This is a genomic window from Allobosea sp., from assembly GCF_030694325.1.
Taxonomy (GTDB): domain Bacteria; phylum Pseudomonadota; class Alphaproteobacteria; order Rhizobiales; family Beijerinckiaceae; genus Allobosea.
In genome coordinates, this window is the sequence record NZ_JAUXYO010000344.1 from 1 (window position 1) to 24,597 (window position 24,597).

The 24,597-nt window shown below is 67.0% G+C and carries 24 protein-coding genes, 1 tRNA gene and 1 pseudogene; 15 read left to right on the forward strand and 11 right to left on the reverse strand.

All coding sequences use genetic code 11. The features are described from left to right. Positions 1 to 273 precede the first annotated feature (273 nt). On the forward strand, positions 274 to 837 hold the full coding sequence (locus Q8M82_RS22215) for a glyoxalase superfamily protein (RefSeq protein WP_305693469.1): 564 nt from the start codon (positions 274 to 276) through the stop codon (positions 835 to 837). 7 nt (positions 838 to 844) lie between these two features. Here Q8M82_RS22215 and vapC read toward each other — a convergent pair whose 3' ends face one another. Together vapC and Q8M82_RS22225 are read right to left on the reverse strand one after the other, a co-directional pair. Further along, a complete protein-coding gene (gene vapC / locus Q8M82_RS22220) occupies positions 845 to 1,234 on the reverse strand; it encodes a type II toxin-antitoxin system VapC family toxin (protein ID WP_305693470.1) in 390 nt (129 codons plus the stop codon). After that, the gene (locus Q8M82_RS22225) at positions 1,231 to 1,443 is read right to left on the reverse strand and encodes a type II toxin-antitoxin system VapB family antitoxin (protein WP_305693471.1); all 213 of its coding nucleotides are present in this window, start codon (positions 1,441 to 1,443) and stop codon (positions 1,231 to 1,233) included. Before Q8M82_RS22225 ends, vapC begins: the two co-directional genes overlap by 4 nt. A gap of 565 nt (positions 1,444 to 2,008) precedes the next feature. Between Q8M82_RS22225 and Q8M82_RS22230 the strand changes: the two genes are divergently transcribed. The 7 genes from Q8M82_RS22230 (at position 2,009) to Q8M82_RS22260 (ending at position 9,783) form a co-directional block, all read left to right on the forward strand. Next, positions 2,009 to 3,154: a type III PLP-dependent enzyme gene (locus tag Q8M82_RS22230; protein ID WP_305693472.1), complete on the forward strand. Its 1,146-nt coding sequence runs from the start codon at positions 2,009 to 2,011 to the stop codon at positions 3,152 to 3,154. Between the two features lie 231 nt (positions 3,155 to 3,385). Next, positions 3,386 to 3,922: a GNAT family N-acetyltransferase gene (locus Q8M82_RS22235; protein ID WP_305693473.1), complete on the forward strand. Its 537-nt coding sequence runs from the start codon at positions 3,386 to 3,388 to the stop codon at positions 3,920 to 3,922. Between the two features lie 200 nt (positions 3,923 to 4,122). Further along, positions 4,123 to 4,968, forward strand: a complete 846-nt coding sequence (locus Q8M82_RS22240) for a carbohydrate ABC transporter permease (RefSeq protein WP_305693492.1) — start codon at positions 4,123 to 4,125, stop codon at positions 4,966 to 4,968. Further along, on the forward strand, positions 4,965 to 5,819 hold the full coding sequence (locus tag Q8M82_RS22245; protein ID WP_305693474.1) for a carbohydrate ABC transporter permease: 855 nt from the start codon (positions 4,965 to 4,967) through the stop codon (positions 5,817 to 5,819). The genes Q8M82_RS22240 and Q8M82_RS22245 overlap by 4 nt, the downstream gene beginning before the upstream one ends. A gap of 11 nt (positions 5,820 to 5,830) precedes the next feature. Continuing rightward, positions 5,831 to 7,162, forward strand: coding sequence for an ABC transporter substrate-binding protein (locus Q8M82_RS22250; protein ID WP_305693475.1), 1,332 nt, complete (start codon positions 5,831 to 5,833; stop codon positions 7,160 to 7,162). Positions 7,163 to 7,384: 222 nt separating this feature from the next. Further along, positions 7,385 to 8,212 carry a phosphodiesterase gene (locus Q8M82_RS22255; protein ID WP_305693476.1) on the forward strand — a complete coding sequence of 276 codons (828 nt, stop codon included), beginning with the start codon at positions 7,385 to 7,387 and terminating at the stop codon, positions 8,210 to 8,212. Positions 8,213 to 8,346: 134 nt separating this feature from the next. Continuing rightward, positions 8,347 to 9,783, forward strand: coding sequence for a homospermidine synthase (locus Q8M82_RS22260; protein WP_305693477.1), 1,437 nt, complete (start codon positions 8,347 to 8,349; stop codon positions 9,781 to 9,783). A gap of 142 nt (positions 9,784 to 9,925) precedes the next feature. Here the strand turns inward: Q8M82_RS22260 and Q8M82_RS22265 are convergent, their stop codons facing one another. From Q8M82_RS22265 to Q8M82_RS22280, 4 genes are all read right to left on the reverse strand, one after another. Beyond that, positions 9,926 to 11,296 carry an MFS transporter gene (locus Q8M82_RS22265; RefSeq protein ID WP_305693478.1) on the reverse strand — a complete coding sequence of 457 codons (1,371 nt, stop codon included), beginning with the start codon at positions 11,294 to 11,296 and terminating at the stop codon, positions 9,926 to 9,928. 137 nt (positions 11,297 to 11,433) lie between these two features. After that, entirely contained in the window at positions 11,434 to 12,105 is a 672-nt protein-coding gene (locus tag Q8M82_RS22270) for an LON peptidase substrate-binding domain-containing protein (protein ID WP_305693479.1), read from the reverse strand. A gap of 16 nt (positions 12,106 to 12,121) precedes the next feature. Further along, positions 12,122 to 13,021, reverse strand: a complete 900-nt coding sequence (gene trxA, locus Q8M82_RS22275) for a thioredoxin (protein WP_305693480.1) — start codon at positions 13,019 to 13,021, stop codon at positions 12,122 to 12,124. 77 nt (positions 13,022 to 13,098) lie between these two features. Next, complete coding sequence (locus tag Q8M82_RS22280; protein WP_305693481.1) at positions 13,099 to 13,638, reverse strand: prolyl-tRNA synthetase associated domain-containing protein; 540 nt, start codon at positions 13,636 to 13,638, stop codon at positions 13,099 to 13,101. 209 nt (positions 13,639 to 13,847) lie between these two features. On the opposite strand from Q8M82_RS22280, the gene Q8M82_RS22285 reads away from it, so the two are divergent. Next, positions 13,848 to 13,922, forward strand: a tRNA-Gly gene (locus Q8M82_RS22285). A 109-nt stretch (positions 13,923 to 14,031) separates the two neighbouring features. On the opposite strand, the gene Q8M82_RS22290 is transcribed toward Q8M82_RS22285, so the two are convergent. From Q8M82_RS22290 to Q8M82_RS22305, 4 genes are all read right to left on the reverse strand, one after another. Next, positions 14,032 to 16,578 (reverse strand): HWE histidine kinase domain-containing protein, encoded by a 2,547-nt coding sequence (locus tag Q8M82_RS22290; protein ID WP_305693482.1) that lies wholly within the window; start codon positions 16,576 to 16,578, stop codon positions 14,032 to 14,034. Position 16,579: 1 nt separating this feature from the next. Continuing rightward, positions 16,580 to 17,131 (reverse strand): biliverdin-producing heme oxygenase, encoded by a 552-nt coding sequence (locus Q8M82_RS22295; RefSeq protein WP_305693483.1) that lies wholly within the window; start codon positions 17,129 to 17,131, stop codon positions 16,580 to 16,582. Between the two features lie 154 nt (positions 17,132 to 17,285). Then, positions 17,286 to 18,053 (reverse strand): SDR family oxidoreductase, encoded by a 768-nt coding sequence (locus tag Q8M82_RS22300; RefSeq protein WP_305693484.1) that lies wholly within the window; start codon positions 18,051 to 18,053, stop codon positions 17,286 to 17,288. A gap of 9 nt (positions 18,054 to 18,062) precedes the next feature. Then, the gene (locus Q8M82_RS22305; RefSeq protein WP_305693485.1) at positions 18,063 to 19,262 is read right to left on the reverse strand and encodes a mandelate racemase/muconate lactonizing enzyme family protein; all 1,200 of its coding nucleotides are present in this window, start codon (positions 19,260 to 19,262) and stop codon (positions 18,063 to 18,065) included. Positions 19,263 to 19,464: 202 nt separating this feature from the next. Here Q8M82_RS22305 and Q8M82_RS22310 point away from each other — a divergent pair, with 202 nt between their 5' ends. From Q8M82_RS22310 to Q8M82_RS22335, 6 genes are all read left to right on the forward strand, one after another. Then, on the forward strand, positions 19,465 to 20,223 hold the full coding sequence (locus tag Q8M82_RS22310; RefSeq protein WP_305693486.1) for a GntR family transcriptional regulator: 759 nt from the start codon (positions 19,465 to 19,467) through the stop codon (positions 20,221 to 20,223). Between the two features lie 33 nt (positions 20,224 to 20,256). Next, entirely contained in the window at positions 20,257 to 21,237 is a 981-nt protein-coding gene (locus tag Q8M82_RS22315) for a 2-hydroxyacid dehydrogenase (protein ID WP_305693487.1), read from the forward strand. Positions 21,238 to 21,370: 133 nt separating this feature from the next. After that, on the forward strand, positions 21,371 to 22,174 hold the full coding sequence (locus tag Q8M82_RS22320) for a transporter substrate-binding domain-containing protein (protein ID WP_305693488.1): 804 nt from the start codon (positions 21,371 to 21,373) through the stop codon (positions 22,172 to 22,174). A gap of 115 nt (positions 22,175 to 22,289) precedes the next feature. Continuing rightward, positions 22,290 to 22,979, forward strand: a complete 690-nt coding sequence (locus Q8M82_RS22325) for an amino acid ABC transporter permease (RefSeq protein ID WP_305693489.1) — start codon at positions 22,290 to 22,292, stop codon at positions 22,977 to 22,979. Continuing rightward, positions 22,979 to 23,632 carry an amino acid ABC transporter permease gene (locus tag Q8M82_RS22330; protein ID WP_305693490.1) on the forward strand — a complete coding sequence of 218 codons (654 nt, stop codon included), beginning with the start codon at positions 22,979 to 22,981 and terminating at the stop codon, positions 23,630 to 23,632. Before Q8M82_RS22325 ends, Q8M82_RS22330 begins: the two co-directional genes overlap by 1 nt. Further along, positions 23,613 to 24,344, forward strand: a complete 732-nt coding sequence (locus Q8M82_RS22335) for an amino acid ABC transporter ATP-binding protein (protein WP_305693491.1) — start codon at positions 23,613 to 23,615, stop codon at positions 24,342 to 24,344. The genes Q8M82_RS22330 and Q8M82_RS22335 overlap by 20 nt, the downstream gene beginning before the upstream one ends. Before the next feature lie 43 nt (positions 24,345 to 24,387). On the opposite strand, the pseudogene Q8M82_RS22340 reads toward Q8M82_RS22335, so the two are convergent. Continuing rightward, positions 24,388 to 24,597, reverse strand: a pseudogene (locus tag Q8M82_RS22340) (hypothetical protein); the annotation flags it as partial.

The window sequence follows — 24,597 nt, forward strand, 5'->3', positions numbered from 1 at the left end:
GAAGGCTTGCACGCCCGTGACTTAGGCGAGGAAATGGGGCCGGTCTAGGGCCGGGAAGCAGCCGGGCGCGCCGCCCCGTCGACATCGCGCCGTTGACGGTCCGCAGCAGGGCCGGCTAGCGTCGGCCCAAGGCCGGATGCAGCCTGCCGCTCGCGCCCGTAAGGGTTGGGTGAATGCATCCCGACGTGGATATCCGGTCCCGATCGTTCGGTGGACGGCCATCAGCAATGCGAGCCCTGATCGTCCCGTCCACCCGCGAGAAGGATCACGACGATGCGAAGCTTTAGCGATGCGAAGCTGATGGCGAAGACCCTGCGCGAGGCGCTGGCCTCCCGGCAGATCGACCTCTCCCACTCCGAGACCCTCGAAGTCGTGGCGCGCCAGTTCGGCCTCGCCGACTGGAACACGGCCGCGGCCCGTTTGGGCGAGCACCTTGACGAGTTGGCCCCGGCTCGGGGCGACGCCTCCGGCGTCGGCCTTGGATCCGGCATTCCGATCCTGCGGATTTTCGACCTTGAGAAGGCGCGGGAGTTCTACCTCGACTTCCTCGGCTTCACGATGGACTGGGAGCACCGCTTCGGCCCGAATTTCCCGATCTACATGCAGGTCTCGCGCTCCGGCCTGACCCTGCATCTGTCCGAGCACCATGGCGATGCCAGCCCGGGCGCGACGGTCTTCGTGAGGATGAAGGGCGTAGAGGCCCTGCGCGCCGAACTGATCGGCAGGGACTACGCCTGTTCCAAGCCCGGCATCCAGGAAAACGCTCCTGGCGGGCGCCTGCTCGAGGTGCCCGATCCCTTCGGAAACCGCATCCGCTTCAGCGAGGCGCGGGACTAGCTAGCGATCAGGCCGTCATCAGGCCGAGATGCTCGGCAAACGGCCCAAAATCCCGATCCGCGTGCAGTAGGGCGTGGCCGTGCTCTATGCAGAAAGTGGCGATGATCAGATCCGCCGTCTTGCGCACGGTCACACCGAGCCTACGGAGCTCGCGATAGTTGCGAGCTGCCGCACGCGCGATTTGAGGATCGAACATCTGCACCAGTGGAAAGCGACGCACTCGCAGGTCGATGGCAGAGGCATGCCTGTCATCGCGCGCGCCCTGCAACAACTCGAGCAAGACCAGATCGCCAAGCAGGAGATCCGGCGTCTCGATCAGCGCATCGAGCTTGGCGACGGACGGACTCTCCTGGCCCTTGAGATGAGCGATCCAGACGGAGCTATCGGCAAGGATCAAGGCAAGAGCTCGACATCGCGTCCCATCCGCATCTCGTCGAGATCCCCTTCCCATCCCATTCCTTTCAACTCGTCGAAGGCCCGGCGTCGACGATGGTTATCGACAAGGCGGCGTAGCGCTTCCTCAACGACCGCCTTCTTGGTGGAAAGTTCGGTCACCTCCATCGCCTCCTTGAGGAGCGCGTCGTCGATGTCGATATTGGTCCTCATCGCCAGCCTCATGTGTATGGACGAAGCCAATCATACACATCACCGGGTGCTGGCGCAATTTTGAGCCCCCGATGTAAAAACCTCTTGTAGCCGGGGTCCATCATCCGTATATGCCCTCTACCCAATTCGCACGTGCCTGTGGCCGCGTGCCGGTCGGTGGGCATCCGGACAAGAGGCCGGACAGCCGCCAGGTGTTGGAGACGGATGGAGGGGGATGGATATCCCCTCAAATCACGCTCCCGGTTCCCTTCTCCGGGGAACTGTCACCGAACAGCGACTGGCAGCCGGAGGCGAAACCGGCGAACCCCGAATCTCCACGGGGGACGCAGCTTAAAGCAACGACGGAACGGGCTTTTTTTGGTCTCGCTGGTCCTCCAAAGACCAGCACCGAAGAGGCTTGTCCTTCATTGCCGGGCGTGCGGGGTCTCCCCAAGCGACGGTTACCAGGGTCCGGACGTTTCGTTCGGTGATGTGCGGCGTTTCCAACGCGTCGCCGATCGCCCGATCGACTCAAGCCGGCTTCATGTCGCATCGGCGCCGCTTGCGCCGGAGGGAGACGCGTCTCATGACCGAGCGCATCCGTGAGTTCCTTCGTACCCGCCGTGAGGATGGGCCCTGCGTCGTCATCGATCTCGATGTCGTGCGTGAGAACTACCATGCCTTCTCCCGGGCTCTCCCCGACACGCGCGTCTTCTACGCCGTGAAGGCCAATCCTGCGCCGGAAGTGCTGGCGCTGCTGGCCAAGCTCGGCTCCTGCTTCGATTGCGCCTCGGTCGTCGAGATCGAGATGGCTCTCGCGGCCGGCGCTAAGGCGGATCGCATCTCCTTCGGCAACACCATCAAGAAGGAGCGCGACGTCGCCCGCGCCATGGAGCTCGGCGTGCGCCTCTTCGCCGTCGACTGCACGGCCGAGGTCGAAAAGGTCGCCCGTTCGGCAAACGCCACCGGCGCGAAGGATGTGCGCATCTTCTGCCGCATCCTCTGCGACGGCGCCGGCGCCGATTGGCCGCTCTCGCGCAAGTTCGGCTGCGTGCCCGAAATGGCCGCGGACGTGCTCGAGCACGGCCATCGTCTCGGCTTGGCCGCCTATGGCATCTCGTTCCATGTCGGCTCGCAGCAGGCGAATGTGAACGCCTGGGATTCCGCTTTGGCCTCGGCCTCCGCGGTGTTCAAGGAGTGCGCCATCCGTGGTCTCTCGCTGTCGATGGTCAATCTCGGCGGCGGCTTCCCGGCGCGCTACCTGAAGCCGATCCCGGGCGTGCCGTCCTATGGCGATGCGATCTTCCAGGCGCTGTCGAAGCATTTCGGCAACCAGCTCCCGGAGACGATCATTGAGCCGGGTCGCGGCATGGTCGGCAATGCCGGCCTGATCGAGACCGAGGTCGTCCTGATCTCGAAGAAGGCCAAGGACGATCAGGTCGCCTGGGTCTATCTCGACATCGGCAAGTTCAACGGTCTCGCCGAGACTATGGACGAGGCGATCCGCTACCCGATCCGCAGCGCCCGCGACGGCGATGCGACGGTGCCCTGCATCCTGGCCGGCCCGACCTGCGATTCGGTCGACGTCATGTACGAGAAGACCCCGTACATGCTGCCGTTCAGCCTCGAGATCGGCGACAAGCTGCTGATCGAGGGCACGGGCGCCTATACGACGACCTATTCGGCCGTCGCCTTCAACGGCTTCCCACCGCTGAAGCAGTACGTCATCTGACGTGATCGGGGCGCCGCAAGGCGCCCCGCGAGATCGGGTCCGGCGAAGCGCCCTGCCAGGTTCGGCAGGCCGCCCGCGGTTTCGGGCGGAGCGTCCGCGCCTCCAGAAGGAAGCGCGGCGGACGTGGCTCCCGCCGGACCCTCTTCCACACATCCCTGTTGCTTGTGGCCGCGCTCGTGCGCGGCGCCGGGAAGGTCTGCTGCGCGCAGGCGCTCCGGCCGGAGGTGCGTCATGATCACGATCCGCGACGAAGTCGCTGCCGACATCCCCGCCCGCGAGGCGCTGCTCGACCGCTGCCTCGGCGAGCGCCGCACCGCCAAATCGAGCGAGCGGCTGCGCGAAGGCCGTTTGCCGGCTGAAGGCCTCGCCTTGACCGCGGAGCGCGACGGCGTCGTCGTCGCGACCGTGCGGCTCTGGAATGTCGATGCCGATGGCAAGGCCGCGCTCCTGCTCGGCCCGCTCGCGGTCGCGCCCGAGCTGCAGGGCGAGGGCCTCGGCCGCGCCATGATGCGGGAAGTGATCTGGCGGGCGGCCTGCCGCGGCCATGGCGCCGTGCTGCTCGTCGGCGACGCCGCCTATTACGAGCGCTTCGGCTTCTCGGGCGATCTCACCCGCGATCTCGCCATGCCCGGCCCGGTCGAGCGTGAGCGCTTCCTCGGCCTCGAACTGCGCGACGGCGCGCTGTCGGGCGCCAGCGGCGTCCTCGTCGCCACCGGCCGTTTGGTCGAGGCCGCGCCGGCCGCGGAGCCCGCACGCCGCGCCGCCTGAGGATAACTGTGACGGCCGCGGCGTTTCGCCGGGGCCGTCACGCATCCGTCATCGGACTGTAGCCGCTCCGTCGTCACCGCCCGCCATGACCCCGCCCGAAGGTGGAGTTCATGGCGCAGGCGGTTTTGACGGCAGGCAAGGCGAGGGAATGGAGCGCGCCACGCTGGCGGCCGCGCCGGGCGACCCTGCTCGCCTTCGCCATGCTAGCGCCCTCGCTCTTGTTCCTGGCGCTGTTCACCTATTGGCCGGTCGTCCAGGTTCTCTGGCAGTCGCTGCACGGGCAGGTCCGCGTCGGCGGGCCGCAGGCCTATGTCGGCCCGCAGAACTTCCTCAAGCTCTTCGCCGATCCCGCCTTCCGCAAGGCGCTGGCCAACAACCTCGTCTACGCGCTCGGCACGGTGATCCCGAGCCTCGTGCTGGCGCTCGGCTTCGCCATGGCGCTGGCCCGGTCGAGCCGGGTCAACGCGCTGTTCCGCGCACTCTTCTTCCTGCCGGTCCTAATCCCGCTGGTCGCGGCCGCCTCGATCTTCCTGTTCCTGTTCCTGCCCAATGTCGGGCTGCTCGACTACCACCTCGCCAAGCTCGCGATCTCCGGCCCCAACTGGCTCGGCGACCCCGACATCGCGCTCTGGTCGATCATGGCGCTGACGATCTGGAAGAACGCCGGCTATTACATGCTGTTCTTCCTCGCCGGCCTCCAGGCCGTGCCGGCGGACGCCTATGAGGCAGCGATCCTGGATGGCGCCGGCCCCTGGCAGCGCCTGCGCTACGTCACCCTGCCCTATCTCAAGCCGACCATCGGCTTCGTGCTGGTCATCGGCCTGCTCAACGTCGTCACCCAGGTCGACCATGTCTTCGTCCTGACCAAGGGCGGCCCGTCGGATTCCACCAACCTGCTGCTGTTTTATGTCTACCAGCAGGCGGTCGAGAACTACGATGCCGGCCGCGCCGCCGCCGGCACGCTGGTGATGCTGGCGCTGCTGCTCGTCGTCACCGCCTCCTCGCTGCGCACGCTCGAGCGCTCCTTCGGGGAGAAGGAGGCATGAGCGCCGCCACCATGAGCACCGGCGTTTCGACCGGCGAGATCACCCCGAAGCTCGGCTATGCCGCGACGCTGCTGATCGCGGCGCTCTGGATGGTGCCCTTCCTCTGGATGCTGGTCGCGGCCTTCAATCCCGAAAGCATCGGGGCGGGCATGGCGTCGCTGGTGCCGTCCTACATCCCGATGCTGGCCAACTTCCGCGAGGCCTGGGCCTCGGCCGATTTCCCGCGCTACGGCCTGAACACGCTCGTCATCACGCTCGGCATTCTCGCCATCCAGATCGTCACCATCACGCTCGCCGGCTACGCCTTCGCGCGGCTCGAATTTCCCGGCCGCACGCTGTGCTTCTACCTGTTCCTGCTCCAGTTGATGCTCGCGCCGGTCGTGCTGATCGTCCCCAATCTCACGACGATCGCGCAGCTCGGCCTCTATGACAGCCTGCTCGGCGTGATGGCGCCCTATTTCGCCTCGGCCTTCGGCACCTTCCTGATGCGCCAGGCCTTCCGGGCGATCCCGCGCGAGCTCGAGGACGCCGCCCTGATCGACGGCGCCAGCGTCTTCCAGCGCATCGGCTTCATCTATCTGCCGCTGGCCAAGCCCTCGCTCGTCGCCTTCTCGATCGTCTCCGTCACCGCCCATTGGAACGAGTTCCTCTGGCCGCTGATGGTGATCAACTCGCCCGATCTGCGCCCGCTGACCGTCGGCCTCGCCTCCTTCACCCGCGGGGCGGAGGGCGCGCAGGCCTGGGGCGTCATCGCGGCGGGAACCCTGCTGGTCAGCGCGCCGCTGCTGATCGCCTTTGCGCTGTTCCAGCGCGCCTTCGTCAACTCCTTCGTCTCCTCCGGCATCAAGTAAAGGAAGCCACCATGACGACCACAAGACGCAACGTCCTCGCCGGCGCCGCGCTCGCCGCGAGCTTCGCGCTGTCGCCCGCCTTCGCCCAGGCGCCGACCGAGATCGAGCTGTTCTTCCCCGTCCCCGTCGACGGCCAGCTCGCCCGCGACATGGCCGCGATGATCAAGGAGTTCAACGAGAAGAACCCGTCGATCAAGGCCACCCCGGTCTATACCGGCTCCTATGACGAGACGCTGATCAAGACCCGCGCCGCAATGAAGGCCGGCAAGCCCCCGGCCGCCGTGATCATGTCCGCGAACTTTCTGCTCGACCTCAAGATCGAGGGCGAAATCCAGCCGATGGACGGCCTGATCAAGGCCGACGGAAAGACCAACGACCAGTTCATGGGCCAGTTCTTCGACGCGCTGCATGGCAATGCCGTGCTCGACCGTCACGTCTACGGCGTGCCCTTCCACAACTCGACGCCGCTGCTCTACGTCAACACCGACCACCTCAAGGAAGCCGGCCTCGATCCCGACAAGCTGCCGGCGAACTGGGAAGAACTGGTCGCGACCGCCAAGAAGCTGACCAAGCGCGACGGCGACCGCGTCACCCGCTGGGGCATGATGATGCCCTCGAACTATGACTACGGCGGCTGGATCCTGCAGGCCCTGACCCATTCCAATGGCGGCCAGTGGTTCAATGTCGATTACGGCGGCGAGGTCTATTACGACACCCCCTCGATGCTCGGCGCGCTGACCTTCTGGTCCGACCTCGTCTCCAAGCACAAGGTCCATCCGGCCGGCGTCCAGGCGGGCGGCGCGGTGTCCTCGGCCTTCCTCTCCGGCCAGGCCTCGATGATGCTGCTCTCGACCGGCTCGCTGACCCATATCCGCAACAACGCGAAGTTCCCCTACAAGGTCGCCTTCGTGCCGAAGAACGTGAAGAACGAGGTGCCGATCGGCGGCGCCTCGCTGGTGATCCCGACCGGCGTCGAGGGCGAGCGCAGGAAGGCCGCCTGGACGCTGATCAACTGGATGACAGCGCCTGAGAAGTCCGGCTGGTGGAGCCGCGCCACCGGCTATTTCGCGCCCAACAAGGCCGCCTATGACATGCCGGAGATGAAGGCGTTCCTCGCCAAGAACCCCGACGCCGGCATCGCGGTCAGCCAGCTCGCCTTCGCCAAGCCGTGGTTCGCCACCTACAAGACGGTCCCCGTCCGCAAGGCGATCGAGGACGAGCTGGCGGCCGTGCTCTCGGGCAAGAAGACGCCGAAGGAGGCCCTCGTTGCCGCCCAGAAGGGCGCCGACGAGATCATGCGTCCTTATGTCGAGCAGACCGCGCTGAAGCTGCCGACGAACTGAGGCGCGCCATCCACGTTCGCCGCTCGGGCTCCTCCCCTCCCCCTCGTGGGGAGGGGCTGGGGGGGGCGAACGACCGGGTTCGACGCACGATCATCAACGCGATGGCAGCAGCGGCAACGCACCATCGTCCCAACGCTCGCTTCGGCTTTCCGCCCCCCACCCCTAGCCCCTCCCCACAAGGGGGAGGGGTACGCGTTTCATCCTGCTAGGCACCAAAAATCCATGCTCATCGCCCAGATCACCGACCTGCATATCCGCCCGCGCGGCAAGCCCGCCTATCGCGTCTCCGAGACCAATGCGCTGAGCGAGCGCGCGCTCGATGTGGTGGCGCGGCTCTCGCCCCGGCCCGATCTGCTGGTGATCACCGGCGATTTGACCGATTGCGGCCTGCCCGAGGAATATGCGCTGCTGCGGACCATGCTCGACGGGCTCGGCATCTCGGTCCTGCTCGTTCCCGGCAACCATGACCGCCGCGAGACGCTGACCGCGGGTCTGACTCTCGATTCCCGCCAGGTCCTCGACGGCGGCTTCGTCCAGTTCGTCGCAGATTGCGGCCCGATGCGGCTGATCGGCCTCGACACGCTGCTGCCCGGCAAGAGCGCCGGCGCGCTCTGCCCGACGAGGCTGGCCTTCCTCGACAAGGCGCTGTCGGAAGCCGACGGCAAGCCGGTCGCGATCTTCATGCACCACCCGCCCTTCGATTGCGGCATCCGCCATATGGATGCGATCCGCCTGCTCGACGGCGCCGAGGAGTTCGCGGCGATCGTCGCGCGTCACACCAACATCGAGCGCATCCTCTGCGGCCATCACCACCGGCCCATCGTGACGCGCTTTGCCGGCACGATCGCGCAGATCGCCCCGAGCGTGACCCACGCCGTCACGCTCGACCTGTCGGAGGCGAGCCCCTCGACCTTCCACATGGAGCCGCCGGCCTATCTGCTCCATTCCTTTCGCGAGGGTGCGGGCTTCGTCACGCACACGGCTTTCGTCGAGCGCTCGCCCGGCCCCTACCCCTTCGTGCTCGACGCCGATTATCCCGGCAGCCACTAGACTTCGCGAGCGAGCGGCAACGACCGCCTGTGCGGTTGATGTTTGACTTGAGGGACGCTTCCCCCCTAGGAGCCGGGGTGGCTCCGCGCGGCCACCCTTGAAACAGCGCTTATCCCAAAGGAGACAACCCGAGAATGAGCACCTGGCCCGTCTATGGAGAGATCACCGGCCCGATCGTGATGATCGGCTTCGGTTCGATCGGCCGCGGGACGCTGCCGCTGATCGAACGCCACCTGAAGTTCGACAAGAGCCGCTTCGTCGTCATCGCTCCCGACGACCAGAACCGCCACCTCCTCGACGAGCGGGGCATCCGCTTCATCCACGAAGCCGTGACGCTCGAGAACTACAAGGACATGCTGTCCCCCCTGCTGACCGCCGGCGGCGGCCAGGGCTTCTGCGTGAACCTCTCCTGCGACACCGGCTCGCGCGACATCATGGAGCTCTGCTCCAGCCTCGGCGCGCTCTACATCGACACGGTCAACGAGCCCTGGCTCGGCTTCTATTTCGACGAGACCAAGGGCCCGGGCGAGCGCTCGAACTACGCCCTGCGCGAGATAACGCTCGCCGCCAAGCGCGCCCGGCCGCCCGGCTCGACGACCGCCGTTTCCTGCTGCGGCGCCAATCCCGGCATGGCCTCCTGGCTCGCCAAGAAGGGCCTGCTCAACATCGCCGCCGACATGCGCCTGAACGTGCCGCAGCCGACCACCCGCGAGGAATGGGCCGGGCTGATGAAGCAGGTCGGCGTCAAGGGCATCCACATCGCCGAGCGCGACACCCAGCGCTCGAAGAACCCCAAGCCTCCAGGCGTCTTCGTCAACACCTGGTCGGTCGAGGGCTTCATCTCGGAGGGCGTCCAGCCGGCCGAACTCGGCTGGGGCACCCATGAGAAGTGGATGCCCGAGAACGCCCGCACCCACGAGACCGGCTCGCAGGCGGCGATCTACCTGATGCAGCCCGGCGCCGAGACCAAGGTCCGCAGCTGGTGCCCGACGCCGGGGCCGCAATACGGCTTCCTGGTGACTCATAACGAGTCGATCTCGATCGCCGACTATTTCACGGTGCGCGACGACAGCGGCAAGGCCATCTATCGCCCGACCTGCCACTACGCCTATCACCCCGCCAATGACGCGGTGCTCTCCCTGCACGAGATGTTCGGCAATGCCGGCCGCCCACAGGAGGAGCACCACATCCTCGACGAGGAGGAGGTCATCGACGGCATCGACGAGCTCGGCGTGCTGCTCTACGGCCACGAGAAGGGCGCCTACTGGTTCGGCTCGCAGCTTTCGACCGAGGAGACCCGCAAGCTCGCCCCCTACCAGACCGCGACGGGACTGCAGGTGACCTCGGCCGTGCTCGCCGGCATGGTCTGGGCGCTGGAAAATCCGAAGGCCGGCATCGTCGAGGTCGAGGAGATGGATCTCGACCGCTGCCTCGAAATCCAGATGCCCTATCTCGGTCCGGTGAAGGGATACTACACCGACTGGACCCCGCTCGACGGTCGCCCCGGGCTCTTCCCGGAGGATATCGACGAGAGCGATCCCTGGCAGTTCCGGAACATTCTGGTTCGGTGAGCTCTGTCATTCCGGGGCAGGCGCAAAGCGCCTGAACCCGGAACCCACGACTGGGTATGCGGCTCAGCCACTCGCGGGTGGCGTTGCACCCAGTCATGGGTTCCGGGTTCGGCCCGTCGGGCCACCCCGGAATGACACCCGTCTACGGCGCCCGCTTCACCGCCACCCCCGCGAGCAGCGCTCCCCCTGTCAGGAAGAACAGGATCAGCACGGCAAGCCCCGCCCGCTGGCTGGCGAAGACCGTCGTCGCCAGCGCCACCAGCGTCGGCCCCAGAAACGACGTCACCTTCCCCGACAGCGCAAACAGCCCGAAGAACTCGCCGACGCGCTCCGGCGGCGCGAGCCGCGCCATCAGGCTGCGCGAGGAGGCCTGCAGCGGCCCGGCGACCAGCCCGATCAGCAGGCCCAACCCCAGATAGACCTTCTCCGGCAGCGAGCCGAACAACCCGTCGCCGGGCGTCGCCGGTGCGGCCTCGATGACGAACAGGATGCGGTCGGGCGCCAGCGACAGGATGCCGAGGCAGGCGAGCAACAGGCAGCCGATCGAGCCCAGGACCACCGTCTTGCCGCCGATCGCGTCGTCGACCCGGCCGCCGATCCAGGCACCGAACGTACCCGTCACCGTGAGCAGGATGCCGAACACGCCGATCTCGATCGTCTGCCAGCCGAAGACGCCGGCGGCATAGATGCCCCCAAAGGCGAAGAGCGCCACCAGCGCATCCTGATAGACCATGTTGGCGAGCAGGAAGCGCCCGAGCGAGGGCAGCCGCGGCAGCTCGCGCAGCGTCGCCATCAGCCGCCCGACGCCGCCCTTCGCGGCTTCCGACAGGCGCATGCCGGTGCGCGTCGTATCCGGCGTCAGCAGGAACATCGGCGCGACGAAGACGACGAACCAGAGCGCCGTCAGCGGGCCGGAGAAACGGTCGCCCTCGCGCGCCGCGGCATCCAGCCCGAGGATCGGTGTCAGCCCCGCCAGCGTCTTGCCGGTGAGCGGATCGGCCGCCAGCAGGGCCAGCGTCAGCGCGAGCGAGATCAGCCCGCCGAGATAGCCGATCGCCCAGCCCGTGCCCGAGAGCCAACCCAGCCGCTCCGGCGGCACCAGCCGCGTCATCATCGCATTGTTGAAAGTGGTCGCGAACTCGGCCCCGATCGTCGCCAGCACGAAGCCCGACAGCGCGATCGGCACCGCCCAGGGCGATCCCGGCACCGCGAACCAGAGCGCGCCCGAGCCCAGCACCAGCATCGCGCCGAATACCGCGATCCAGGGCTTGCGTGGCCCGGTCCGGTCGGCGATGCCGCCCAGCAGCGGCGAGAGCAGCGCGATGCACAGGCCGGCGAAGCCCGTCGCATAGCCCCACAGGGCCTGCCCCTGCGCCGGATCGGCGGCGAGCGCCGCGGCAAAGAAGGGCGCGAAGACGAAGGTCGTGATCAGCGTGAAGAAGGGCTGCGCCGCCCAGTCGAAGAACAGCCAGGCCGTGACGGCGCGGCGGGGTGGATACGATGGAGGTTGCACCGCTCAGCCCTCATCCTGAGGAGCAAGGCGCAAGCCTTGCGTCTCGAAGGATGCTCCAGCGGCGTCGGGAACCTCCTGGACCATCCTTCGAGACGCCGCTCCGCGGCTCCTCAGGATGAGGACGGCGGAAACCCGCATCACTGCAGCGTCGTCTCGGGATCGCCGCCGCTGCGGGCCAGCTCGATCTCGGTGATCGCGACCAGCACCTCGGCGCGCTCCTTGAGGGTCGGCGCCTCCAGCAGGGCCTGCTTCTCGCGCGGTCCGAAGGGGCACATCATCGAGAGCGCGTTGACCAGCGCCTCATTGGGGGCTTCGTTGACGCCCTTCCAGTCGATCTTGAGCTCGCTCGCCTTGGCGAAGGCACGCAGCGCCTTGAGCAGGGCATTGCGGTCGACAGCGTCCTCGCCGGCCCGGGCCGTGAAGTCGATCAGATAATCGTCATAGGCGACGCGGCACTGGCGATAGGGCGTCGTCACCGACAGCTCCTCGGCGATGCGGAAGCGCGCGATGCCCGTCAGCGTCAGGATGTAGCGGTCGTCGCCGGTCTCGGCGAACTGCGTGATGCGGCCCAGGCACCCGACCTGCAACAGCCCCGGCGTCGCCGCCTGGCGGCTGCTGTCGGGTTCCGGCTGGACGATGCCGACGACGCGATGCGTGCTGATCGCATCGTCGATCATGGCGATGTAGCGCGGCTCGAAGATGTTGAGCGGCATCTGCCCCCGCGGCAGCAAAAGCGCGCCTCCGAGCGGGAAGACCGGCACCACGGCCGGGCAGTCCTCCGGGCCCTCATAGACGGCGTTCATGCCCATCGGCCGCTCCTTGCGTTCAGGAGAACAACAGGGTGGAGAGCTTGCGCCGCCCTGCCATACTGTGCTCGTCCATCGGCCCCCAGGCCTCGAAGAACTGCAGCAGCTGCTTGCGCGCACCGTCGTCGTTCCAGGCTCTGTCCGCCCTGATGATGGCCATCAGATGGTCGACCGCCTCCTCGCGCCGATCGCGCGCATTGAGCGCCAGTGCGAGATCGAAACGGGCCTGGTGATCCTTTGGATTGGCGGCGACCCTGGCCTCCAGCTCCGCCGTGTCCCCCAGCGCCGCGGCCTGCTGCGCCAGCTCGATCGCGGCGCGCACCGCCGCCACGGCCGGATCGGCCGCCTTGGCCTCGGGCACCATGCCGAGGATGCCGGTGGCCCCTTCGAGATCGCCGAGATCGAGGTGCAGCTTCGCCAGGCCGGCGATCGCGGCGACATTGTCAGGCTCGAGCTCAAGCACCTGCGCGTAGAGTTCGCTGGCGCCGGCCGCGTCGCCGGCCTCGCTCGCGGCCTTGGCCGCGGCGATCAGCTCCTCGGTCTCGCCGGGGCCCATCGCACCGACGAGTTTCTCGATGAAGGCCTTGACCTGGCTTTCGGGCTGCGCGCCCATGAAGCCGTCGATCGGCTGGCCCTGCTTGAAGGCGATGACGGCGGGGATCGACTGGATGCCGAGCTGGCCCGGGATCTCCGGGAACTCGTCGATGTTCATCTTGACGAGCCGCACCTTGCCGCGAGCCGCCTTGACGACCTTCTCGATCACCGGGGTGAGCTGCTTGCAGGGGCCGCACCAGGGCGCCCAGAAATCGACCAGCACCGGCTGCTTCATCGACTCCGCGATGACGTCCTGCCGGAAGCCCTGGGTGCTCGTATCCTTGATCAGGCCGGGTTGTTCGGCCGCGTCGCCATTGACCAGCATGGGTCGTCCTTCATCGCACGCATATCTGAAACGGGTAGTCCGGCCGCGCCCGCAGCCCGGCCCATAGATGGGGAGGATCAGGCGTTCTGTCCATCATCGGGAACCGGCAAATCGACGATCAGCGGATCGTGGCCGGTCTCGCGCAGGAAGGCCAGCAGATCGTCCAGCGCGAGCCGCAGCGTCGCGGTGTTGATCAGCGGGTGGAAGTTCACCGGTTCGCCAGTGGCGAGGTTGCGGTCGAGCACCATCGTGACCGCACCGGCACGGTCGTTGACGACGGCGAGCGCAGTCACCGAGCCCGGCGTGACGCCGAGCTTCTCCATCAGCGTCTCCGCCGAGCAGAAGGACAGCCGCCCGCTGGCGCCGATCGTCTCGTGCAGGCGCTTGAGATCGATGCGGGCATTCTCGCGCGCCGAGACCAGGAAAAGCCGGCCCTTCTTGTCCTTCACGAACAGGTTCTTGGAATGCAGCCCCGGGAGCGTGCCACGCAGCGCCTGCGATTCGGCCACCGTGAAGACCGCTTCGTGATCGACGCGCACATAGGCGATCCCGCGCTCACTGAGATGCGCGCAGAGTTGCTCGGGCGTCAGCGGTGCGGCGGAGACAATCTGCGACATGGGAAGGCGGGCCCGGCCTCGAAACAGCGTTGATGGGCTGCCTAACCCGCCTCAATCGCCGCCACAAGCGCCCGCGGATGGCCGGATCGGCGCGTTCCTGGGCTCATCTCGAAAAAGATGACAGGGTCGCAACAAGGCGCTTGCACTGCGCGCCGCTTTGGGGCAATAAGCCGGCCTCCGCGGCGGAGACGCCGCGACGATGTCCTGATGCGGGAGTAGCTCAGGGGTAGAGCACAACCTTGCCAAGGTTGGGGTCGAGGGTTCGAATCCCTTCTCCCGCTCCAGGACATGAAAGCCTTCGAGACTGTCGAAAGCGTCGGGCCTCCCGGCGCTTTTTGCGTTTCGAGGCCTGCCCGCCAACGAGCCCTGCGATGATGGGGGCGACCGGCTCTCTCAGACCAAGCCCTGCAGCGCCTGCCTCAGTGCCGCGCTGAGGGTCGCGACGGAGTAAGGCTTGCGGACGACGGGCGCCGCATGGTCGATGATCGGCAGGCGGGAGCCATCGTCGTAGCCGGTCGCGAAGACGAAGGGCCGCCTCGCCGCGGCCAGGCGCCGCGCCACCTCTTCCGAGGTCTCCGCCCCCAAATTGACGTCGAGCACCGCGATGTCCGGCGGATCGCGCTCGAGCAGGCCGACCGCCTCGGCCACGCTCGCGCAGATGGTGACGCGGGCCGCCCCCATCGAGAGCAGCATCTCCTCGACATCCATCGCGATCAGGAACTGATCTTCCAGAAGCAGGACGCTCTTGCCCTGCACCGGCGAGGGGCCGCCCTCCGGTATCGCCGCGAGCGCCGAGGTCTCGGAGGCCTGGGCTGCGGCCGGCCAGGACAGGAAGCGGGCCGGAATCGTCAGCCTTGCGACGACCCCCGTCGGCTCGAAGCTGATGTCGCTGCCCCCGCCGAGATCGAAGGGGATGCTGCGGGAGACCAGTGCGCTGCCGAAGCCGGTCCGTTCCGGAGGCGACACAGGCGGGCCGCCGCTTTCGCGCCAGGTGATCAGGCAATCGCCCATCGCCGAGCGCGCCCACTCGACCGCCAGCCGCCCGCTCTCGCGCGAAAGCGCGCCATATTTGGCGGCATTGGTCGCCAATTCGTGGATGACGAGGGCGACGACGGAGAAGGCGCGCGGCTCGAGCGCGGCCGGCGGCCCCGCGATCGCGATGCGCTGGCCATTGCCGAGATAGGGCGCGAGCTCCGCCTCGAACAGCTCCCGCAGCGCCCCGCCGCCCACGCCCAGCGTCGCCTGGTCATGCGCCAGCGAGAGCGCGTCGATGCGGCCCTGGATCGTCTGCACATAGGTGCGGATCGCGGTCTCGTCCTGCACCGGATAGGAGACGATCGAGCGGATCACCGAGAGGATGTTCTTGACCCGGTGGTTGAGCTCCTGATTGAGCATCTTCTGGCGGGCCTCGGTCTTCCCCCGCTCCTCCGACAGCAATTCGCCCTGGCGCAGCACCACCTCGATCAAGGCGCCGCGCGCCGATTCGGCCAGGTCGAGTTCCACCTGCGTCCAGGGCAGAGAGCGGTTCTCGACCGTCTGTTTCCAGACGGCGAAGCTCTGGCGGGGCGTGAGCCGGTCGCCGAGCGGCCCGGAGGTGTAGGTCTTGCTGGGATCGCCGCCCCATTCGACCGTCTGCACGAGCTCGCGCCGGAACAGCAGCAGATAATCGCGCGGCAGTTGCGACAGCGGGATCGCCAGCACGCCCGCCGCCTCGGCGGCGAAGGCGCGGGCTGTCGGCATCTCCTCCGAGACCGAACTCGTCGCGAAAACGGCGCCGGGCGGGACCTGGCCGAGGACGGCTGCGAGCTCGGGGAGGGCATCGGCCGGCGGCACCCGCCCCCAGGACGACCATGTCCCGTCGAGCAGCAGCCCGACGCCGTCGCAGGGAACGAGTTGCGGGAATGACGACAGATGCGAGCGCAGGAACGCAGCGAGGTCGGTGGTGTGGACCGAGGAGGCGAGCAGATCCTGCAGGAAGCCCCGGGCCCGGTCACCCGCCTCCAGCTTCTGCTTCTGCGTCAGTATCCCGAGCTGAAGCGCGAAGAACTCCCCGAAGATCTCGGCGGCGATGCGCTGATTCATCGTCATCGCGCGGGGCGTGTAATGGTGACAGGCGATCAGCCCCCAGAGCGCGCCATCGACAATGATCGACACCGACATAGAGGCCGCCACCCCCATGTTCCGCAGGTACTCGCAATGGATCGGCGAGACGCTGCGCAGATGCGAATAGGTCATGTCGAGCGGCTGGCCGGTCTCGTCGAGCACGGGCTCGATCGGATGGCGCGCGCCGCTGGCGTCCGAGACGAGGCGGATGGGATTCAGAAGGTAGAGCTGGCGCGCCTGCTGCGGAATGTCGCTCGCCGGGAAATGTTGCCCGCGGAAGCTTTCGAGGTCACTGCGCTTCGCCTCGCTTACGACCTGACCGGAGCCATCGGCCGCGAACTGATAGATCATGACCCGGTCATATTGCAGGATCGCGCGCAGCAGCCGGGCGGCGCTTTCGATCAGCTCGCGCGGCGTCCGGACATGGCTGAGCCGCCCCACCAGCGTCCGCGCGAATTCCAGCGGCGAGGCCGGTCCCTCCGGCGTCGCCAGCTCGAATTCGACGATCGCGTTGCCCTTGAAGCGGTGCACGCTGATGTCGAAGGTCCGGGAGGTCGTCGCGAGCGTGACCCTGGGCATCAGCCCCGGTCGCGAGGGCTCGCCCGAACGCGACAAAGCGTTGCGCAGTTCATGAACCGGCGTCCCGCCCAGCACCTCCTCGAGCTTGCGCCCCACCAGATTCTGTTCCGGCAGCCCCAGGAAGCTGGCCGCATTGGCCGACTGGCGCCGTATCACCACGGCGCCCTCGTCGCAGACCAGCAGGCAGCCATGGGTCTGGATGCTGCCGGGGACGTGAATCGGTTCACGGTCGCAATTCGTCAGGTCGACGGTCGCCATCTCAGGAAAACCCATTGCCCTTCATCGCGGCAGCCGCGTGGTCGAAGGCGAGCGACGCCGCCTCCGCCGCTGCCGCTTGGTCAACGCCGACGAGGCCGTCGATGATCCCGACGAAATGCTGCCAGTTGGACAACCCCTGAGCCTGCGCCGCGAGATGGCGCGCGCCATGGGAGCCGTCGAAGCCGAGCCCAGCCGCCATCCTCACGATCAGGCGGGCGCCCAGAGACGATCCCTCCTGCACGTAGGCGACGCCGATCAGCCGGGAGATGTCTTTTGACAGGTCGAATGGCCGAACCTCCGGAAGCGGCAGACCGAGATCGGCAAGGTCTCGCGCCATCAGCGGGCCGATGATGGCCGGCTTCCAGTCTCCGAAAGGTTCCGGCCAGGCCGCTTCCTGCAGATAGCGCTCGACCGCCGAACGATGGGCGTAGGAGGCGCCGAGAAAGCTGCGGTAGCGCTCGGCGCTGTCGATCGGCCCGACCATCCGGTCCAGCCGCTCATGGGCCGGCCGCGTCTGCTCGCGCAGGAAAAAGCGAAGGGAGGGTGCGGACATGGAACGGAGCGAGCGGGCGAGCGCTCGGCGGCCTTTGATGACGGCGGCCCGCCGACGATGAACGGCGAGGGCGTCAGGAAACGGGCGGCGCAATGCCGCGGGTGCTCGCCTTCAATGCCTCACGCTGGGTAAAGTTCCAAGTCCCCTGGCATGCTCAGAGCACCGACGACATGCCTCCGTCGACATAGATGATCTGGCCGTTGACGTAATCGGAGGCCGAAGAGGCCAGGAAGACGGCGGTGCCGATCAGTTCGTCCGGCCGGCCCCAGCGGCGCGCCGGCGTGCGGCCCTTGACCCAGGCGTCGAAGCTCGGATTGTCGATCAAGGCCTGGTTCATGTCGGTGATCATGTAGCCCGGCCCGATCGCATTGGCCTGGATGCCGGCCTCCGCCCATTCGGCCGCCATGGCCCGCGTCAGCATCTTGATGCCGCCCTTGGCGACCGTATAGGGCGCCACCGTCGCCCGCGCGAGCTCGCTCGTCAGCGAGCCGATGTTGATCACCTTGCCGTGGCCCCGCGCGATCATGCGCCGGGCCGCCTCACGGCCGATCATGAAGGCCGACGTCAGGTTGGTGTCGATCACCCGCTGCCAGTCGGCCGTGGCGAGCTCGACCATCGGCTTGCGGAACTGGATGCCGGCATTGTTGACGAGGATGTTGACCGTGATGCCGGCGGTATCGAAAGTTTGGAAAGCGGCGACGATCTCCGCCTCGTTGGTAACGTCGAAGGCCGCCGGCTCCGCCGCATGGCCTGCCGCATGGAACTGGGACACCGTCTCGGCCACTCGCAGCGGGTCGGTTCCGTTGATCAGGATGCGCGCGCCGGCGACCGCCAGCCCTTCCGCCATGGCGCGGCCGAGCCCACGCGAGGAGCCGGTGACGAGGGCGGTCTTGCCCGAAAGATCGAAGAGGGGATTGGTCATGTCACATCCTCACAGGCTGGAGCGGCGGACGGTGAGGTCCGAGCGGTCGAAGACGGCCGGCAGCAGCTCGACGCCCAGCCCCGGCCCTTCCATCGGCAGGACATAGCCGTTCTCGATCGTCGGCATCGTCGTGACCAGCTCCTTGTACCAGCCCGTATAGAAGGCGCGCACCGATTCCTGGATCAGCGTGTTGGGCTGGCTGAAGGAAGCGTGGATCGCCGCGATGAAGCCGACCGGGCCGATGCAGTCATGCGGCGCGAAGGGGCGGTGATAGGTGTCCGCCATTGCCGCGATCTTGCGGCCTTCCGTCAATCCGCCGGTCCAGCAGAGATCGGCCATGACGATATGCATCGCGTCGCGGTCGAGCATGTCCTTGTAGGGGAAGCGCGAACCCAGCGTCTCGCTGGCGCAGACGGGCACCGTCGTCGAACGGGCGAACTCGGCGAGCGCCTGCGGCGAGTTCATCCGGATCGGATCCTCGTACCAGCTCGGCTCGTACTGCTCGAGCACACGGGCGATCTTGATCGCGGTCGGCAGATTCCAGAGCGAGTGTAGCTCGACCATGATCTCTATTCTGTCGCCGACCGCCTTGCGGATCTTCTCGAACGGCTCGCACGCCTTGCGCATCTGCTCGGGGGTAATGAACAGGCCGTTGTTCTCGATCGCGGCCGGGTCGAAGGGCCAGATCTTCATCGCCGTGATCCCGCTTTCCAGCAGGCTCTCGGCCACCGCGTCGGCGCGGTTCATGAAGCCGTCGAGGTCCTCATAGGGGCCTTCGCTCAACCCGAGATTCCAGGTCGAGACCGGCTTGATGTTGTGCGAGCGGACATATCCATAGCCGGCGCAGGTGTTGTAGATGCGCTGCCGGTCGCGGCACAGCCCGCCGAGCATCTGATGGACCGGCTGGTCGCAGACCTTGCCGAACACGTCCCACAGCGCGATGTCGACCGCCGAGGTGGCCCGCGACTCGACGCCCGTCGACGCCTGCGCCATCGGCAGGTTGGTCATCTCCTTGTGCAGCGCTTCGATATGGAGCGGGTTCTTGCCGAGCAGCCGCATGGCGAGCGTGTCGTGGAGGTGGGCTTCGACCGCACCCGCGCCATAGAAGGTCTCGCCCAGGCCGATAATGCCGGCATCGGTATGGACGCGCACCCACAGCACATTGGCGAACTCTTCCGTCCGCAGCGTCTCGATGGCGGTGATCTTCACAATGGCCTCCCCGGCGGCGCGCGCTCTTCGACGGCAGCTGGCCGCTGAACGCTGTGGTTGATGGCATCTGCCAGGGGCGGCGCGACAGGCGCCGGACCAGTCAGAATGGCGGCAGCATAGGAGCGCTTGTAAAATATCACAATATGTTTAGTCTGCATCATCAATGGAGCCGCCAAACGAGCTTCGCCCAGGGAGAAACGCGGTGTCGCAGCACGCTGACAGGCCGAGACTGGTGACGGCAGACGATGCGCCTCCCGCGCGGCGCAACCGCGTCAACCTGTTCGAACTCGCCTATCAGCGCATCGAAGAGATGCTGGTGCGCTGCGAGCTGCCGCCCGGCCGCTTTCTGACGATGCTGGACCTCCAGGCCGCAACCGGCTTCGGCCGCACACCGGTCCACCATGCCGTCAACCGTCTCGCCGCCGACACGCTCATCGTCGTCCGCCCGCGCCATGGCCTGCAGATCGCACCGATCGACCTCGCTCGCGAGCGGGTGCTGCTGCATCTGCGCCGTAACATCGAGCGCTTCGTCATTCGCCTGGCGGCGGAGCGCGCCGGCCCCTCTCACCGCAACCAGATGCTGCATATGGAGCGCCTGCTGCGCGAGCGCCGCGATGGGCTGACGCTGGCGGAGTTCAACACGCTCGACCGGCGCATCGACCAGATGGTGCTGGCGGCGGCGGGCGAGCCCTTCCTCGAGCACACGCTGCGGCCGCTGCACACGCTGTTTCGCCGCATCGGCTTCATCTACCACACGCATTTCGACGGCCAGCCGGGGCTCGCCGGCACCATCGACCACCATCTCGCCGTGCTCAACGCGATTGCGACACGCCATGTCGAGCGGGCGGTCACGGCCTCCGATGCATTGATTGCCTTTGTCGACCGCATGTTCGACGAGATGGAAACGCGGCTCGATCCCTCGCTGCTCGACTGCAGCGTCGAACCGCTCCTCGCCACCTGACGGATTTCACCGCACCAGCCGGAACGCCCGACCATGCGCATCATCTTCCACGGCGACAACGCCGCCTCCTTTAGCCGAGGCTTTGCCGATCTCGTCGGCCCCGACGCCGAGATCGGCATCCTGCCCGACGGGCTGGATGCCACGGCGGACCGCAAAGCCTATGCCGCGGCACAGGCGATCATCGGGGTGAAGTTCGATGCCGGCCTGCCGATGCCGCGCGACCTTCTGCTGTTTCATGTTCCCGGCGCCGGCTATGACGCCGTCGATGTCGCGCTGTTGCCGCCTCAGGCCCATCTCTGCAACTGCTTCGGTCATGAGCAGGCGATCTCGGAATATGTGATGGGCGCGTTGCTCGCCCGCGCCATTCCGCTCACGGACGCCGATGCCAGGCTCCGTCAGGGCGACTGGGCCTACTGGGCCGGCTCGCCCGACCGCGTGCATGGCGAGATCGCGGGTCAGACGGTCGGCCTGCTCGGCTTCGGCCATATCGGCAAGGCCATCGCCCGGCGCGCCAAGGCCTTCGAGATGACGGTTCATGTCGCCAACCGCAGCCCCGTCGCGACATCCGACCTCGTCGACCGCGCCTTCGGCCTCGACGAACTGGAGGCCTTCTGCGGCTCGGTCGATGCGCTGGTCGTCTCCGTGCCGCTGACCACCGACACCACCGGCCTCGTCGGCAGGGCCGCCCTGGGGGCGATGAAACCCGACGCCGTGATCCTCAATGTCGGCCGTGGACCGACCATCGACGAGGCGGCGCTGTTCGAGGCGCTGCGCGATCGCCGCATCGGCGGGGCCGTCATCGACACCTGGTATCGCTACCCGAGCGCCGGAGAGCCTAATATTTTGCCATCCAAACTGCCTTTCCATGAGCTTTCAAACGTTTTAATGACACCGCACATGTCGGGCTGGACCAGCGGCACCATCAGGCGCCGGCAGCAGACCATGGCGGACAACATCAGGCGGTGCCTCTCCGGCGCCGCGCTCACCAACGTGGTGCGGCAAGGGCGCGCCTGAAGCAGTGAAGGGTAGGCGGGCCTGGCGGCCAGCCCCCGTCGAGGCTTCAGCGACCCGAACCGCCGAGCAAACCGGCCGCACGAAGCCGGGGCAACAAGATCTGATCCCCAAGCCAAAACGAGGAAACGGCACCATGAATCTGATGAAGCATCTCAAGATCGCCGGCACGCTGCTGGCGTTCGGCGCCGGCCTGATGGCTGCCGGCCAGGCCTCGGCCCAGTCGATGGCCGACATCACCAAGCGCGGCAAGGTCCGGATCGGCGTCCTGATCGGCGCTCCGCCCTATGGCTCGGTCGACTCGACGGGCAACGCCATCGGCTATGACGCCGACGTCGCTGCGCTCGTCGCCAAGTATATCGGTCTGCCGATGGAGGTCGTCCAGCTCACCCCGCCGTCGCGCATTCCGGCGCTCGAGGCCAACAAGGTCGACTTCCTGGTCGCGACACTGGCCCCGACGCCGGAGCGCGCCAAGGCCGTGATGTTCACCATCCCCTACAGCGCCTTCCAGATGGGCATCTACGCCAAGAAGGGCACGCCCATCAAAACCTGGGCCGACCTCAAGGGCCGCAAGGTCGGCGTCAATCGCGGCTCCAGCGTCGAGCGCGAATTCGTCAACCGCGAGAAGGAACTGAACCTCACCATCCTGCGCTTCGAGGACGATTCGACCACGATGCAGGCGCTCTTCTCCGGCCAGGTCGACGCCATCGCCGGCCCCGACGCCCAGGCCAACGCCGCCATCAAGGCCCGTGGCGAGACCGAGACCGAGGTGAAGTTCTTCTTCGGCATGCAGCCGAACTCGATGACCGTCCGCAAGGACGCCTACGAGTTGAAGCAGTGGCTCAACAACGTGATCTACTACATCAAGCAGAACGGCGAGCTGAACGCGATCTCCGAGAAGTGGGTCGGCGGCCCGCTGCCGACGCTGCCCACCTTCTGATCCCTGCACCGGGCCGGCACGGACATGTCCGCGCCGGCCTTTTCATGACCCGCGGGTCGCGCCGGTACCCGGCGCCCCGTGCCCGGCGCAGCCCTGAAGAGGGGAGGAGACCTCCTTGCAGTTCGACCCTGTCCTTGCCGAATCCGACCTGATCATCAGCGGCATCTGGCTGACGATCTGGCTCTCGGCCGCCGCGATCGTGCTCGGCTGCACGCTCGCCGTCCTGCTGGTGGCGCTGCGCACGCTGGCAGGCCGCTGGGCCGGCATCGTCGTCGACGCCTATGTCGAGTTGATGCGCAACACGCCCTTCCTGATCCAGCTGTTCATGATCTTCTTCGGCCTGCCCCTGCTCGGCATCCGCATGTCGGGCGTCGAGGCGGCCCTGCTGACGATGACGCTCAATCTCGGCGCCTATGCGACCGAGATCATCCGGGCTGGCATCGATTCCATCCACAAATCCCAGCTCGAAGCGGGGCTCTCTCTGGCCCTCTCCCGCCGCCAGGTCTTCCAGTACGTCATGCTGCAACCGGCCTTCGCGCGGGTTTGGCCGGCCTTGTCGAGCCAGTTCGTGCTGATGATGCTGGCCTCCAGCATCTGCTCCTTCATCTCGGTGCAGGAGCTCTCGGGCGCCGCCGCGCTGGTCGAACAGCGCACCTTCCGCTCGTTCGAGACCTACATCATCGTCACCGGCGTCTATCTGGTGATGGCGCTCTCGCTGAAGGTGTTCCTGCTCTGGCTCGGCCGCAGGCTCTTCCCGCAGGTTTCGGGCCTCGCCCGGCTCGATGCCAAGGCGGAGGCGGCCTGATGCAGACCTTCGGTTGGCCAGAAGCCATGTTCATCTTCCGGGCGGCGGGCTGGACCCTGCTGCTCACCGTGATTGCGTTCGCCATCGGCGGCGTCATGGGCGGCGCGCTGGCGATCATGCGCCTGTCGCGGATCGCGCTGATCCGCAATGTCGCCTCCGTCTACATCCTGGTGATCCAGTCCATTCCCGTGCTCATGGTCCTGTTCATGAGCTATTACGGGCTCTCGATCATCGGCATCGAGCTGCCGCCCTTCTTCGCGGCCTCGGCTTCGCTCGCCGTCTACGTCTCGGCCTATCTCGCCGAGATCTGGCGCGGCTCGATCCAGTCCGTGCCGTTCCAGCAATGGGAGGCCTCGGCCTCGCTCGCCCATTCGCCGGCACAGACCTATCGCTATGTCATCCTGCCTCAGGCGGTGCGCATTTCGCTGCCGCCGACGGTCGGGTTCCTCGTTCAATTGGTCAAGAACACCTCGATCGTCTCGGTCGTCGGCTTCGTCGAGCTTTCCCGCGCGGGGCAGCTCGTCAACAACGCGACCTTCCAGGCCTTCCAGGTCTTCTCGCTGGTGGCGGTGATCTATTTCGCGATCTGTTTCCCGCTGTCCCGGCTCAGCCGCCATCTCGAAAAGGTGATGAATGCCAGCCGTTCTCATTGACGACGTCCACAAGCGCTTCGGCGACCTCGAGGTCCTGAAGGGCGTCTCGCTCAACGTCGAGAGCGGCCAGGTCGTCGCGCTCATCGGCCGCTCGGGCTCGGGCAAGAGCACGCTGCTGCGCTGCATCAACGGCCTCGAGGCGATCAACGCCGGCCGCATCGAGGTCGCCGGCCATGCCGTCGACCAGGATCCGAAGAAGCTGCGCGAGCTGCGCAAGGACGTCGGCATCGTCTTCCAGAGCTACAACCTCTTCCCGCATCTGACGGTCGGGCAGAACATCATGCTCTCGCCTCGCATCACCCAGAACGTGCCGCAGGACAAGGCGGCGGAGCTCGCCCGCGAGGTTCTGGCCCAGGTCGGCCTGTCGGAGAAGTTCGACAGCTACCCGGACAACCTGTCGGGCGGCCAGCAGCAGCGCGTCGCCATCGCCCGCTCCCTGGCGATGCGGCCGAAGGTCATGCTCTTCGACGAGGTCACCTCGGCGCTCGACCCCGAGCTGACCGGCGAGGTGCTTCTCGTCATGGAGAAGCTGGCGAAGGACGGCATGACCATGCTGCTCGTCACCCATGAGATGAACTTCGCCCGCAACGTCGCGAGCACGACCGTCTTCATGCATCAGGGCAAGATCTGGGAGAGCGGCCCATCGCAGGACCTCTTTGCCAACCCGCAGACGCCGGAACTGCGCAATTTCGTCACCGCAGGCACGAAGTAGGGCGAATCGGCGCTTCCCCGCGGGGCGCCGCTCGCCTGGCCCGTCAGGCCGCCAGGGGCAGCGCGCCCTCGCGGGCTATCCCGGCCCGCCGCAGCGCGGCGCCGATCCGCGCGATCTCGGCCTCCGGCAGCTTCATCAGCGGCGGCCGCACGACTGATTTATCCAGCCGGCCCAGCAGCACGAGCGTCTCCTTCATGCGGTTGTGCATGTCGAGGAAGGGCGGCGCGTAGAAGGCCTGCGACAGCGGCACGAT

What these genes read in the sequence shown, in the direction of transcription:
- Q8M82_RS22215 (WP_305693469.1), top strand. Translation starts at nt 274, where the DNA reads ATGCGAAGCTTTAGCGATGCGAAGCTGATGGCGAAGACCCTGCGCGAG.
- Q8M82_RS22225 (WP_305693471.1), bottom strand. Translation starts at nt 1,443, where the DNA reads ATGAGGACCAATATCGACATCGACGACGCGCTCCTCAAGGAGGCGATG.
- Q8M82_RS22230 (WP_305693472.1), top strand. Translation starts at nt 2,009, where the DNA reads ATGACCGAGCGCATCCGTGAGTTCCTTCGTACCCGCCGTGAGGATGGG.
- Q8M82_RS22235 (WP_305693473.1), top strand. Translation starts at nt 3,386, where the DNA reads ATGATCACGATCCGCGACGAAGTCGCTGCCGACATCCCCGCCCGCGAG.
- Q8M82_RS22240 (WP_305693492.1), top strand. Translation starts at nt 4,123, where the DNA reads ATGCTAGCGCCCTCGCTCTTGTTCCTGGCGCTGTTCACCTATTGGCCG.
- Q8M82_RS22245 (WP_305693474.1), top strand. Translation starts at nt 4,965, where the DNA reads ATGAGCGCCGCCACCATGAGCACCGGCGTTTCGACCGGCGAGATCACC.
- Q8M82_RS22250 (WP_305693475.1), top strand. Translation starts at nt 5,831, where the DNA reads ATGACGACCACAAGACGCAACGTCCTCGCCGGCGCCGCGCTCGCCGCG.
- Q8M82_RS22255 (WP_305693476.1), top strand. Translation starts at nt 7,385, where the DNA reads ATGCTCATCGCCCAGATCACCGACCTGCATATCCGCCCGCGCGGCAAG.
- Q8M82_RS22260 (WP_305693477.1), top strand. Translation starts at nt 8,347, where the DNA reads ATGAGCACCTGGCCCGTCTATGGAGAGATCACCGGCCCGATCGTGATG.
- Q8M82_RS22270 (WP_305693479.1), bottom strand. Translation starts at nt 12,105, where the DNA reads ATGGGCATGAACGCCGTCTATGAGGGCCCGGAGGACTGCCCGGCCGTG.
- trxA (WP_305693480.1), bottom strand. Translation starts at nt 13,021, where the DNA reads ATGCTGGTCAATGGCGACGCGGCCGAACAACCCGGCCTGATCAAGGAT.
- Q8M82_RS22280 (WP_305693481.1), bottom strand. Translation starts at nt 13,638, where the DNA reads ATGTCGCAGATTGTCTCCGCCGCACCGCTGACGCCCGAGCAACTCTGC.
- Q8M82_RS22290 (WP_305693482.1), bottom strand. Translation starts at nt 16,578, where the DNA reads ATGGCGACCGTCGACCTGACGAATTGCGACCGTGAACCGATTCACGTC.
- Q8M82_RS22295 (WP_305693483.1), bottom strand. Translation starts at nt 17,131, where the DNA reads ATGTCCGCACCCTCCCTTCGCTTTTTCCTGCGCGAGCAGACGCGGCCG.
- Q8M82_RS22300 (WP_305693484.1), bottom strand. Translation starts at nt 18,053, where the DNA reads ATGACCAATCCCCTCTTCGATCTTTCGGGCAAGACCGCCCTCGTCACC.
- Q8M82_RS22315 (WP_305693487.1), top strand. Translation starts at nt 20,257, where the DNA reads ATGCGCATCATCTTCCACGGCGACAACGCCGCCTCCTTTAGCCGAGGC.
- Q8M82_RS22320 (WP_305693488.1), top strand. Translation starts at nt 21,371, where the DNA reads ATGAATCTGATGAAGCATCTCAAGATCGCCGGCACGCTGCTGGCGTTC.
- Q8M82_RS22330 (WP_305693490.1), top strand. Translation starts at nt 22,979, where the DNA reads ATGCAGACCTTCGGTTGGCCAGAAGCCATGTTCATCTTCCGGGCGGCG.
- Q8M82_RS22335 (WP_305693491.1), top strand. Translation starts at nt 23,613, where the DNA reads ATGCCAGCCGTTCTCATTGACGACGTCCACAAGCGCTTCGGCGACCTC.